This window comes from Streptomyces sp. R28 (assembly GCF_041052385.1).
Lineage (GTDB): Bacteria > Actinomycetota > Actinomycetes > Streptomycetales > Streptomycetaceae > Streptomyces.
In genome coordinates, this window is sequence record NZ_CP163439.1 from 3,672,404 (window position 1) to 3,685,131 (window position 12,728).

The 12,728-nt window shown below is 71.1% G+C and carries 6 protein-coding genes; all 6 read right to left on the reverse strand.

What is annotated here, in order from left to right; translation table 11 throughout:
• Positions 1-82: 82 nt before the first annotated feature.
• The gene (locus AB5J49_RS16225) at positions 83-4,132 is read right to left on the reverse strand and encodes an Rne/Rng family ribonuclease (protein WP_369169346.1); all 4,050 of its coding nucleotides are present in this window, start codon (positions 4,130-4,132) and stop codon (positions 83-85) included.
• Positions 4,133-4,394: 262 nt separating this feature from the next.
• Positions 4,395-5,177 carry a TIGR03936 family radical SAM-associated protein gene (locus tag AB5J49_RS16230; protein ID WP_369169347.1) on the reverse strand — a complete coding sequence of 261 codons (783 nt, stop codon included), beginning with the start codon at positions 5,175-5,177 and terminating at the stop codon, positions 4,395-4,397.
• 48 nt (positions 5,178-5,225) lie between these two features.
• Positions 5,226-6,338 carry a hypothetical protein gene (locus AB5J49_RS16235; protein ID WP_369175151.1) on the reverse strand — a complete coding sequence of 371 codons (1,113 nt, stop codon included), beginning with the start codon at positions 6,336-6,338 and terminating at the stop codon, positions 5,226-5,228.
• Between the two features lie 56 nt (positions 6,339-6,394).
• Positions 6,395-8,008 (reverse strand): NACHT domain-containing NTPase, encoded by a 1,614-nt coding sequence (locus tag AB5J49_RS16240; RefSeq protein WP_369169348.1) that lies wholly within the window; start codon positions 8,006-8,008, stop codon positions 6,395-6,397.
• 150 nt (positions 8,009-8,158) lie between these two features.
• The gene (locus AB5J49_RS16245) at positions 8,159-10,219 is read right to left on the reverse strand and encodes a restriction endonuclease (RefSeq protein WP_369169349.1); all 2,061 of its coding nucleotides are present in this window, start codon (positions 10,217-10,219) and stop codon (positions 8,159-8,161) included.
• A 489-nt stretch (positions 10,220-10,708) separates the two neighbouring features.
• Complete coding sequence (locus AB5J49_RS16250; protein WP_369169350.1) at positions 10,709-12,679, reverse strand: TIGR03960 family B12-binding radical SAM protein; 1,971 nt, start codon at positions 12,677-12,679, stop codon at positions 10,709-10,711.
• Between the last annotated feature and the right edge of the window lie 49 nt (positions 12,680-12,728).

Below are 12,728 nucleotides of genomic sequence, written 5' to 3' on the forward strand. Positions count from 1 at the left end.
GGCCGCACCTCGTATCACTCGTTGCTGAGCGTCACTCTTTGCTGAGCATCACTCTTTGCTGAGCATCACTCGTCGATGAGCGTCACTCGTCGGTCGCGGCCGAGACCGTGGTCTTCTTCGCCGTCGACTTGGCGGCGGCCGTCTTGGCGGTCTTCGCCGCCGCCTTCTTGGCCGTCGTCTTCTTCGCCACCGTCTTCTTGGCCGCGGTCTTCTTGGTGGCGGCCTTCTTCGCCGTGGCCTTCTTGGCCGTCTTACGGGCCGTCTTCTTGGCCGGAGCCGTCTCCTCGACGCCCTCCTCGGCGGCCGGGGCCTCCGCAGCCGGGACGACCACGACGGCCGTCTCCTCGGACGCGGTCGGCGCGGTGGCCTTGCGCACGGCACGGCGCCGCGGACGGGCCGGAGCGGCGCTCTCGGCGACCGCCTCGGCGGCAGCCTCCTCGGCCTGCTCCGCCGCAGCCGCGGCCGGGGCCTCCGGCTCGGGCGCGGACGCGGCCTCGCTGACCGTGACCACGGCGGCCTCGGCCCCCGCGGGCGACCCGGCGGGCGCGGACACCTTGCGGGTCGCACGACGCCGCGTACGTCCCTTGGGCGCGGCCTCCTCGGCGACCGGCGCGGTGACCGCGGCCTCGGTGACCGGCTTCTCAGCGGCCGGGGCCTCGACGACCGCGTCCTCCACGGCCACGGGCTCGGCCTTCGCCTCGGCGGCCGGCTCCGGCTGGACCGGACGCGCCACCTCCTCGGCGACGGTCACGTCCTGAGCCGTGGGAACCGCCTCGGACTTCCTGGGCGCACCCGCCGGAGCGGACGCCCGCCGACCGCCACGGCGCCGCGAACGACCACCACGGCCGGCCGCGGCCTCCGCCTCGGCGACGCTGCTGTACAGCTCCTCGTCCGGCGCGAAGGCCGGCTCGGGCAGCGCGGCGGGCTCGGCGATCTCGGCAGCGATCTCGGTCTCGGTCTCCGCCTCCTCCTCGGCCGTCTCCACCGGCTCGACCGCGACGGACGCCTCGTGCACGTGCTCGGGACCGGCACCGGCACGCGCGCGCTTCTTGCGCTTGCCGCCGCCACCGACGGCCGTCGGCTGCTCCATGTGCACGATGACACCGCGCCCGTTGCAGTGGACGCAGGTCTCGGAGAAGGACTCCAGCAGGCCCTGGCCGACCCGCTTGCGGGTCATCTGGACCAGGCCGAGCGAGGTGACCTCGGCGACCTGGTGCTTGGTCCGGTCCCGGCCCAGGCACTCCAGCAGGCGCCGCAGCACCAGGTCCCGGTTGGACTCCAGGACCATGTCGATGAAGTCGATGACGATGATGCCGCCGAGGTCGCGCAGCCGCAGCTGGCGGACGATCTCCTCGGCCGCCTCCAGGTTGTTCCTGGTGACCGTCTCCTCGAGGTTGCCGCCCTGACCGGTGAACTTGCCGGTGTTGACGTCGACGACGACCATCGCCTCGGTCCGGTCGATCACCAGCGAACCGCCGCTGGGCAGCCACACCTTGCGGTCCAGCGCCTTGGCGAGCTGCTCGTCGATCCGGTACGTGGCGAAGACGTCGACCTCGGAGGTCCACTTCGACAGCCGGTCGGCCAGGTCGGGCGCGACATGCGAGACGTATCCGTGGATGGTCTCCCATCCCTCGTCCCCGCTGACGACGACCTTGGAGAAGTCCTCGTTGAAGATGTCCCGCACGACCCGGACGGTCATGTCCGGCTCGCCGTACAGCAGCGTCGGCGCGTTGCCGTTCTTGGCCTTCTTCTGGATGTCCTCCCACTGCGCCTGCAGCCGCTCGACGTCCCGGCGCAGCTCGTCCTCGCTCGCGCCCTCGGCGGCGGTGCGCACGATGACGCCCGCGTCCTCGGGGACGATCTTCTTGAGGATGGTCTTCAGCCGGGCGCGCTCGGTGTCGGGCAGCTTGCGGCTGATGCCGGTCATGGAGCCCTCGGGGACGTACACGAGGTAACGGCCCGGGAGGGAGACCTGGCTGGTCAGACGCGCGCCCTTGTGCCCGATCGGGTCCTTGGTGACCTGGACGAGCACGGACTGGCCGGACTTGAGGGCGGACTCGATGCGCCGCGGGCCGTTGGCCATGCCCAGCGCCTCGAAGTTGACCTCACCGGCGTAGAGCACGGCGTTGCGGCCCTTGCCGATGTCGATGAAGGCGGCCTCCATCGACGGCAGCACGTTCTGGACCTTGCCCAGGTAGACGTTGCCGACGTACGAGGTCGACTGCTCCTTGTTCACGTAGTGCTCGACGAGCACGTTGTCCTCGAGGACGCCGATCTGCGTACGGTCGCCGTGCTGACGGACGACCATCACGCGCTCGACGGCCTCACGACGGGCGAGGAACTCGGCCTCGGTGATGATCGGAACGCGGCGACGGCCCTGCTCACGGCCTTCCCGGCGGCGCTGCTTCTTGGCCTCCAGCCGCGTGGAGCCCTTGATGGACTGCACCTCGTCGGACGGCTCGGCCTTCGGGCGGGGCTCGCGGACCTTGACGACGGTGCGCTCGGGGTCGCCCTCGTCGGGCTCGCTGTCGACACCGGTGTCACCGGCGCGACGGCGGCGACGACGACGGCGCCGGCTGGAGCTGGAACCGCCGCTCTCTTCGCCCGCTTCCTCGGCGTCCTCTTCCTCCTGCTCGGCGGTGTCCTCGGCGTCCTGCGCGGCCTGCGCCGCGGCGTACTCCTCGCCGTCACCGCCCTCGGCCTCCGCGGCCTCACCGCGACGACGACGCCGGCCACCACGCCGACGACGCCGACGCGACCCGGTCTCCTCGGACTCCTCGGACTCTTCGGCCTCTTCGCCCTCGACGACGTCCTCGGCAGCCTCTTCGGCTTCCTCGGTCTCGTCCGCGGCGGTGGTCTCGACGCCCTGGGCCTCGGCCTCCTCGCCGGGCGCGGCGCCCCGGCGCCGGCGACGACGCCGCGACGCGCCCGCCTGCTCCTCCGGGAGCTCCTCGACGTCCTCGGTCTCCGACTCGGCGGCGGCCTCGGCGGCGGCCCGCTGGGGCGTCTGGAACTGCGGCTCGGCGAACACGGGCGCCTGGAACACGGCCACGGCGGGCCGCGCCGGGCGCGGGGCCTCGGACGCCTCGGAGGCGGGGGCCTCAGCGGGCGCGGCGAACCCGGCGGCGGCCCGCCGGACGACGCGACGACGACGGCGGGGGCCCGCTTCCTCCTCGGCCTCGGCCGCGGGCGCCTCTGCGGGCGCTGCGACACCGGTCACCGCGGCGGTCTCCGCCTCGGTACCGGGAGTCACGGGGGCCACGGGGGCCACGGGGGTCTCCGCCGTCACCGGCGCCTCGGCCGGAGCCTCGGCGGCCTCGACGGTCTCGGACCCACGCCGCGTGGCACGACGTCGGCGACGCGGAGCGGCAGCCTCGGCGACCTCCGCGGCCTCGCCGGAGTCGGCAGGGGCGACCGGCGCGGCAGCCTCGGCAGGCTCCTCCGCTTCGGCGGAGATCTCGGCACTCACCGCCGCCTCGGCACCGGCAGGCGCGGCGGTCCGACGCGTGGCACGCCGACGCGTACGACGCGGCGCCGCCTCCTCGCTTGCCTCGGCACTCTCAGCCGCGGGCGCTTCAGCAGGGGCCGGCACCTCGGCGGCAGCCGGGCTCTCGTCCCCGGAGACCACGGTCTCGGCGGCCTTCTCGGCGGCCTCCGCCTTCGCCGGAGCACCGGCGGGAGCCGACGCGCGACGCACCGCGCGCCGACGCGTACGACCGGCAGGCGCGGCCTCCTCGGTCACCTCGGCGCTCTCAGCGGCAGGCACTTCGGCAACGGCCGGGCTCTCCTCGGCGACGGACGCGGCAGCCACCGGCACCACGGTCTCGGCCGCCTCGGCAGCCGCGGGCGCCCCGGCGGGCGCCGACGCACGACGCACCGCGCGCCGACGCGTACGACCGGCGGGCGCAGCCTCCACCGTCTCCGCGGTCTCTTCGGCTTCCGCAGCCTCAGGAGTCACCTCGGCCCCGGCGACCGGTATGGCCGGCTCCACCACGTCTGTGGGCTGTGCCTCGGCGGCGGCCGTAGGCGGCCCAGCGGGGCGCGACGCGGCGCGGCGCCGACGGCGCGGCGGCAGGGTGTCGCTGGGGGTGTTCAGTTCGGAACCCTCGGTGGGTTCGGTCGGTTCGAGCATGCGGGCGTTTCTCCCGTCAGGCTCCCGGGCGCCGCACCTGGTCCGGCGATATGCCGGTGACGTCCGCGGCTCGCGCATCGCGCGACAACCGCCGTCCGGGGCGCGGGCGCCGCACGGGAGCTCTCTGTGTCCTGTCTCGCCGGTTCCGTACGCCGAATGCGTACGGCCTGGCGAAAGTCTTCTGGTCGGTTCGCTGCCCGACCCAGGTGGCTCCCGAGTACGAGGGCGGCGCTTCGACGTCCGTCCCTACGCGGAACCTGACTTACGCCGGCGCCGTCGCGGCGGCAGCGGTCTCGGCCTCGGTTGGGGCCGTCGCTGCCTCGCGGTCGGGCGCGAGCGGGTCGGTCACCGTGCCGGTCTCTTCATCGAACAGCCCCTGCGCCAGCCTGGTCACCGCTGCGGGGACCGGCGGCGCCAGGTCGGCCACGGCGCGGAGACCGGACAGGACGTCGTCGGGTCGTACGGCAGGCGTCACGTGCCGAACAACCAGCCGCAGTATCGCACAGGCCTGGTCGGTCGGCCTATCAGCTGCCGAACTGTGTGTTTCCGTTCCGTCGGTGCTTTCGAGGTGGACGACCGCCGGGCGGGCGTCGAAGGTGCGCACGCCGTTCTTGGTCATGCGCTGGACCTCGACCGTCCCGGCGGCGTTGAAGGCCGCGACCGCGCGCTCGGCTTCCGCCGGGTCCACGCCGTCGAGCCGCAGCTCCCAGACGGACGCCGTGAGCCGGTCGGCGAGCCCGGAGACCCGGGCCTCGACCGCCTCGGTGATGTCCAGCCCGGCGGGCAGCGACTCGTCGAGAAGCGCTCTCAACTGCTCCGGATCGCGCGCCTCGGTGAGTGCGATCTCCAGGTACTCCGCCTCACTGCCCGTGCCGGTGGGTGCGGCATTGGCGTACGACACCTTCGGATGCGGCGTGAACCCCGCCGAGTACGCCATCGGCACCTCGGCGCGGCGCAACGCACGCTCGAAGGCGCGCTGGAAGTCACGGTGGCTGGTGAACCGGAGGCGGCCGCGCTTGGTGTAACGCAGTCGGATGCGCTGCACCGCGGGTGCGGGCGGCGGGCCTTCGGGCTGTCGCTTGCCCAGTGTCGTTCAGTCCTTCGTGAGAGCGGTCGTACTGCTACCAAGAGTACGTGTCTCACGGCCCGTAGGTTCCCGCCGGGCCACCGTCTCCCGCTGCTTCGGTTCCCCGAACAGCATCCGCCGGAAGTCGGCCCGCGCCTGCCGTACGGACTCGCGGGTGGCGCTGAGCGCCTGCCGGGTGGCGCGCCCCACACTGCGGGCGGCCTCGGCGACGGGCCACAGCACCGCGCCCCGGACGACGTGCCCGACCGGCGTGAGCACCGTCCGGTACACCCAGCGCACCGGCTCCACGAAGATCCATCGCAAGAGGGTGGCGAGGAAGCGTCCGACGGCGAGCGAGATCCGCTCGGCGACCCGCCAAGCGTGCCCGAGCGCATCCCAGATCTCCCTGCCGATGACGGCGAGCACACGGCCGACGGGCGCGAGGACCCACCGGTACAGGCCCACCGCGGGCAGTACGAGCAGCACGCGCGCGGTCCAGTACAGCGCGATACCGATCCCCGTGGCGACCGTGCTCACGAGCCACACAAGGCCCCTCGCGCACCAGGCGATCGCCCGCCCCACCGGCGCGAGGATCCACTCGTAGACCCACCGGGCGGGGACGACCAGCAGATAGCGCACCAGCCATGCCACCGCGCCGAACACCCCGAGCCCGATCGCGGCGAGCACCGCACCAAGCCCCCTGAGGACCCACATCACCGCATGCCCGACCGGGGTGAGCACGCGCGCGTAGAGCCACTCCAGCCCGGCCCCGATCCCTCGCGCCAGCCACGCGCACGCGTGCCCGACGGGAGTCAGGACGTACCGGTACAGCCACACCGCAGGTACGACGAAGAGCACGTTCCCGAGCCAGGCGAGCCCCTTCGCGACGGGCACGACGACGTACCGCCACAGCGCCACGAACGGCCAGACGAACACCGCCCGCCCGAGCCACAGCAACGCCCGCCCCAGCGGCCGCAGCACCGTGTCGTTCAGGAAGCGCCCGCCGACGACGAGGGCGTCCCACACCATCCGCACGGGCACGACCAGCACGAGCACGACGATCCGCACCGGGATCCGGATCGCGACGACCAGGCACCCTTCGGGGTCCTGGCGCTTTGGTGGCGGTTTTTCGAGGTCCATGTCGTCGTAGACGCCGGAACGGGCCGGGCGGATGCGGATCGGGGATGGAGATCGTGTCAAGCCCTGGACTGCTCGAGCAGTTCCCGCTGCTGCTCGAGAGTCAAGGCGCTCACTCGCCTCGCGAGGTGGTCCTGGAACGTCTTGTGGATGAAGGCCACCCCGCCCCCCGAGTCCCGCAGGAGAGCACGCTCGCGGGCGAATGTGACGAAGCCCTTCTGCAGGTAGGGGAACGCGCTCCGGGTAAGCAAGGGCAAGGCGGTGCGCGTGTAGACGGAGATGGCTGTCGCGAAAACCGAGGAGGACGCGTACAGGAACCTGACCGGCGCCGTCGCCGCCCGCATGAACGCCCTCCCGCGGTAGATCTCGTCCAACACCTCGGGGGGCGCCTGGAACTCGAGCCGGAAGGGATCCTTCGGGTAGACGACCGTGGCCTGGTATGCGTTCATGACCCGCGCCATGAGCAGCAGACGGCTCTCGACCTGGCGCAGGCCGAACCTTGCGGTGGTGTGCTCGCCCCGCAGCGTGCGGTCACGCGTGACCATCCGCTCCAGGAACGCGTCGTAGACCAGTCCCCGGCGTTCCTCCAGGGTGCCGGAGCTGGACACCGAGCCCTCGTCCACACCGGAGTAGGCGAGCACGGCGATGCCCAGCATCAGCGGAGTGGTCAGCAGCCTGGCGAGATCGGGGTCGGCCGCCGCGGCCGCGCGCAGCGCCCGTACCCGGGTCCCCGCCGCGTTCAGAAAGGTGTGCACGGCGGGCACGGGCAGCGGTTGCACGGTCACCGCCCCGTTCACCGTCAGCTTCTCGCGCAGGCGACCGTAGTCGGCCACCCGGCAGGAAAGGGCGAGGAAGCAGTGCGGATACCCGTCGGCGGAGATGAACGCGTTGATGCGCGCAACGCACTCCTCTTCCTGCTCCGGGTCCACTTCGTCCAGCCCGTCGAGCACGAAGCAGAGTCCTCCCTGGGCCAGCAGCGCGGACGCGACCGCGGAGGAGACCCGGTACCGGTTGCGCAGCTCCGAGATCAGCCAGTCCTCCAGCGATCCGCCACGCCAGTTCGTCAGCAGCAGGAAGACCGGCACGGGCGCCTCGGCGTCCGCCTGTGCCTCCTGTACCAGGGCGGCCGTCAACTCCAGGAGGTGCACCGTCTTTCCGGCACCCGGCGCACCGAGCACCAGCAACTGATGGCCGTGCTGCTCGAACACGTCCCGCATGGTGGTGCCGTCGGGCAGCGACGTGCCCGTATCCGTCGTCAACGCGCGGGGGCCCCACGGGTCGTGGACCGCGGTCGGGGTGTCCTGCAGGCCGACCTCGATCCGTACGGCGTCGTTCCACCGAAGGGTGAGGTCCCGGGTCCACGTGCTGTGCACGCGTTGGAGCAGTGCCGCGCGTTCGCGTCGGACCTGCTCCTCGCCAAGGTCCTCGGCCGCAGCGGCAGCCTCCACCTTGGCTCGCAGGTGGCGGATGTACAGAGCGGTGCATGCGACGACGACGAGAACGACCAGGACGATCGCGATCACACGCGGCGTGTCGCCCACCACCGACTTCACTGCATCCGGAAGCAGCCCCGCCGTTGTCTCGAGGGACACGAACAGCACCGCCACGAGGGCCAGGCTCCCGATGGTCCAGCCCACCCCCGGCTGCCGCGACCGCCCGCCGACTCTCCTCATCAAACGCCCCCCGTACCACTTCGTCAGCTCCGAAACGATAGCAACGGGAAGCCCTGAGCCCCCTTCCGAACGGAAGGGGGCTCACGCGTCACATGGCGCGCCCGGGAGGCCGGTGCGACGTCCGGTGTTCAGGCGCTCGGCGCTTCGGAGCTACTCCACTTCGATGCCATGGTCCTGGACAAGCTGCTCCAGGCCTCCCCCGTACCCCTTGCCGCCGAGCACGAAATCCCAGTCGCCACTGGACCGGTGCCGGAAGGAGCCGAGTACCAGTGCCGTCTCCCCGGAGCGGCCGTCGGAGACCTCCAGACGGCCGAGTTCGGTCATCGATGGGTCGAGCAGGCGGATACAGGCGTCGGTGAAGCCGGAGAGATCAGCGTTCGGGTTCACCTCCGGGTCCACGGCCGCGACCAGGACGAGCCGGTCAGCGCCCGCCGGCAGGGCGTCGAAGGAGACCCTGATCGCCGCCTTGTCGGGCGCAGTGGCCGAAACCGCACGCACCGAACCGTCCGGGGTCCGAGGGTTGTTGAAGAAGACGAAGTGGTCCTCGCTCAGGACCCGGTTGCCCTGGCAGACGAGGGCGCAGACGTCCAGCGCGACGTTCCCGGACCACGTCATGCCCAGCACGTTGTAATCGTCGTACGAAGCCGCGGGGGCGGACGGCGTCGGCCGCGCGGGAGCCTGTCGTCCGCCCTCCCCCAGGCGTCCGCGCAGTCCGTGCCGGTGCAGCAGGTCGACGAGTTCACCGCCCGAGATGAGCTCCAACGGCTTTCCGCGAGCAAAGGTGTGCGAGCCGGGGCCGAAACCCGACGTGGTCACCAGAACGCCCTTGTTGGCGCCAGCGTCCTGGACCGTGCCGTACAGGTCGCGCACCGCGGTGGGCGGCACCGTGTTGCGGTAGCGCTTCACCTGGACGACGATCTTGCCGCCCCGGATGGGAGTCGGGTCCAGCGCGTCGACATCCACACCACCGTCGTTCGAACGCTGCGTGGTCACGGCCTGCATCCCCATGGCCCGGAACAGATCGGCGACGAGGCGCTCGAAGGCGATCGGATCCATGTCGTACAGGTCCGGTTCCTCGCCACCGCCCCCGTGGGTGACGACCTGGTTTCCGACGTCCTGGGGCCGCCGGCTCGGCCGTACGGAAGTGAGTTGGTCGGGGCGGCTGGAGAGCTGTCCACGAAGCGCTTCCGTCAGACAGCTGGTCGCGTCCACCTGTTCCAGATGCAGGCCGGTGAAGATCGCCCGCTGAGCCATCACGGTGGCCAGGACGATGTGGGACTGCCTGCCGGTCGCGGGGTCGGGAGCGTCCACGAAGCCGTTCAGCGCGACCGAGTCGAGGACGCCGTGCTCGTCCGCCGCGAAGAGCTGGTGCAGGACCAGCAGCAGGCTCTGCGCCAGCACCTCCCGGTACAGCGCACGGCGCTGCGTCACCGGACGCGCCGTCTCCTTGTCCTGGTCGTCAGCCGGTACGTACCGCACCGACTTCGCTTCCGGGACGACGTCGTACGAGGGCAGCTCCCACTCCAGCACCAACTGCCGTGCCGCCGGATCAAAGGCAGCCGCCACCTGCCTGGGGAATGCCTCGGGCCAGGCGGTCGACGCGTAGAGGGCGGCCGAAAAGTACTCGACCACGAGCTCAGGGTTGCCTCGCCTGAGCCCTGCGGTCGCCTCGCTGATGCCGGCGTTGTGCCGTCGCACCTCGGCTCGCTGTGTCTCGGCCCTTTGGTCGTACTCCCTCTGGGCGGCGGCTAATTGCTGCCGGCGCTGGGCTTCGGCCGCCTGTGCCCTGTGCCACTCGTGCTCGAAGCGGGTACGTGCCTCGGCCTCCGCCTGTGCACGCCGGCCGGCCGTCCAGCCGCCCTGAGCCTGGTACTGGCTCGGATCCGGCATGAGGACAGGCCACGCCAGCTGTCCGGGGTCGAACGGCGGAATGTCTTCCACACGCATCAGGGACGACGCCCTGAAGGCCGGTCCCCGACATCCCTCGGTCAGGAAGCCCTGCAAGGCCCCAACCTGCGCGTCCAGCTCCGCCGTCCGTCGCCTGGCCTCCGCCTGCCGGTACTCCCGGTGCCCCTGAGCAGCACGCCGCTGACAGTCCCGCGCCAGTCGCGCTTCCTCACGGCGCCGCCGCTGCTCGGCCTCGATCTGACGCTGATACTGGCGCTGCGCCTCAGCCCACGTGTTGACGAAACCAGCAGAGCGACGACTCATGCGCTCAGCCCCTCCCCAGGATGTCGGCAGCGCCGACCAAGCGATGGTTGCCCCCGCAACCAGATGCGACAATCCGACTTTATCCAGCAATCACGGTCCTGGATGCCAACTTGCCAAGGGCCGCAGAAATCAACAGTCCGCGCAGGTCACCAGCGTGCGCACAGCCAGCGGGGGCCAAGCCCCTCGACGCCGCCGAACCCGCCTCGCAAACCGCAGAGCCCCCTCCGACTCGAGGGGGCTCAAAGGGGCCGCCAACAGGCCTCTCGGCCACGCGGAGCGTTCAGACCCAGTCCACTTCGGAATGGATGTCCACGGCCCCTCAGAGGCCCGGCAGCCGCATATGAGAAACGGCCGCCTGCGCAGACTCCCGGCAACTCGACGCACCGACGTAGGCCAAGGCGCCCGCGACCTCGCCCTGGCCCAGTCCCGCCGGCGCCTGAACCACCCGCCCGAACGCCCCGCTCACCTCAGTGCGCGTGACCGCTCGACTCAGTGCGAGTGACCGCTCGACGCCGGCGCCGGCGCGGCGTTCTTGACCGTAAGAGGCAGCAGCTTCTTCCCGGTCGGTCCGATCTGGATCTGCGTGTCCATCTGCGGGCACACCCCACAGTCGAAGCACGGCGTCCACCGGCAGTCCTCCACCTCGGTCTCGTCGAGGGCGTCCTGCCAGTCCTCCCAGAGCCAGTCCTTGTCGAGGCCGGAGTCGAGGTGGTCCCAGGGCAGGACCTCCTCGTACGTGCGCTCGCGCGTCGTGTACCAGTCGACGTCGACGCCGAAGGGGGCCAGCGCCTTGTCGGCGCAACTCATCCAGCGGTCGTAGGAGAAGTGCTCGCGCCAGCCGTCGAAGCGGCCGCCGTCCTCGTAGACCGCGCGGATGACCGAGCCGATGCGGCGGTCGCCCCGGGAGAGGAGGCCCTCGACGATGCCGGGCTTGCCGTCGTGGTAGCGGAAGCCGATCGAGCGGCCGTACTTCTTGTCGCCGCGGATCTTGTCGCGGAGCTTCTCGAGACGGGCGTCCGTCTCCTCCGCGCTCAGCTGCGGCGCCCACTGGAACGGCGTGTGGGGCTTGGGGACGAAGCCGCCGATCGAGACAGTGCAGCGGATGTCGTTGGACCTCGAGACCTCACGGCCCTTGGCGATCACGCTCATCGCCATGTCCGCGATCTGCAGGACGTCGTCGTCGGTCTCCGTCGGCAGGCCGCACATGAAGTACAGCTTCACCTGGCGCCAGCCGTTGCCGTACGCAGTCGCGACCGTACGGATCAGGTCCTCTTCGGAGACCATCTTGTTGATGACCTTGCGCATGCGCTCGGAGCCGCCCTCGGGGGCGAAGGTCAGGCCCGACCTACGGCCGTTCCTCGTGAGCTCGTTCGCCAGGTCCACGTTGAACGCGTCCACGCGGGTGGAGGGGAGGGACAGGCCGATCTTGTCCTCCTCGTACCTGTCCGCCAGGCCCTTCGCGATGTCGCCGATCTCGCTGTGGTCGGCCGATGAGAGGGACAGGAGGCCGACCTCTTCGAAGCCCGTCGCCTTCAGGCCCTTGTCGACCATGTCGCCGATGCCCGTGATCGAGCGCTCGCGCACCGGGCGCGTGATCATGCCCGCCTGGCAGAAGCGGCAGCCCCGGGTGCAGCCGCGGAAGATCTCCACCGACATGCGCTCGTGGACCGTCTCGGCGAGGGGGACCAGGGGCTGCTTGGGGTACGGCCACTCGTCGAGGTCCATGACGGTGTGCTTCGACACGCGCCACGGGACACCCGACTTGTTCGGTACGACGCGGGCGATACGGCCATCGGCGAGGTACTCGACGTCGTAGAACGCCGGGATGTACACCGAGCCCGTCTTCGCGAGGCGGAAGAGGACCTCCTCGCGGCCGCCCGGCTGCCCCTCCGCCTTCCACTCGCGGATGATCTTCGTCATGTCCAGCACGGCCTGCTCGCCGTCGCCGATGATCGCCGCGTCGATGAAGTCCGCGATCGGCTCCGGGTTGAAGGCCGCATGGCCGCCGGCCAGCACGATCGGGTCGTCGAGCGTCCGGTCCTTCGACTCCAGCGGGATGCCCGCCAGGTCCAGGGCCGTCAGCATGTTCGTGTAACCCAGCTCGGTGGAGAAGCTCAGCCCGAACACGTCGAACGCGCGCACCGGCCGGTGGCTGTCCACCGTGAACTGCGGGACGTCCTGCTCGCGCATCAGCGCCTCCAGGTCCGGCCACACGCTGTACGTGCGCTCGGCGAGGACGCCCTCCTGCTCGTTCAGGACCTCGTAGAGGATCATGACGCCCTGGTTGGGCAGCCCGACCTCGTACGCGTCCGGGTACATGAGCGCCCAGCGGACGTCGCAGGACTCCCACGGCTTGACCGTGGAGTTGAGCTCTCCGCCGACGTACTGGATCGGCTTCTGCACATGCGGGAGCAGAGCTTCGAGCTGCGGGAAAACCGACGCAGCGACTTCGGCAGGCATCTCGCGACCTTCGTGAGCGGGACAGAACTGACAGGGGTGACCATCTAGC

Coding starts and splice junctions, on each gene's coding strand:
- AB5J49_RS16245 (WP_369169349.1), bottom strand. CDS start 10,219: ATGAGTCGTCGCTCTGCTGGTTTCGTCAACACGTGGGCTGAGGCGCAG.
- AB5J49_RS16225 (WP_369169346.1), bottom strand. CDS start 4,132: ATGCTCGAACCGACCGAACCCACCGAGGGTTCCGAACTGAACACCCCC.
- AB5J49_RS16235 (WP_369175151.1), bottom strand. CDS start 6,338: ATGGACCTCGAAAAACCGCCACCAAAGCGCCAGGACCCCGAAGGGTGC.
- AB5J49_RS16240 (WP_369169348.1), bottom strand. CDS start 8,008: ATGAGGAGAGTCGGCGGGCGGTCGCGGCAGCCGGGGGTGGGCTGGACC.
- AB5J49_RS16250 (WP_369169350.1), bottom strand. CDS start 12,679: ATGCCTGCCGAAGTCGCTGCGTCGGTTTTCCCGCAGCTCGAAGCTCTG.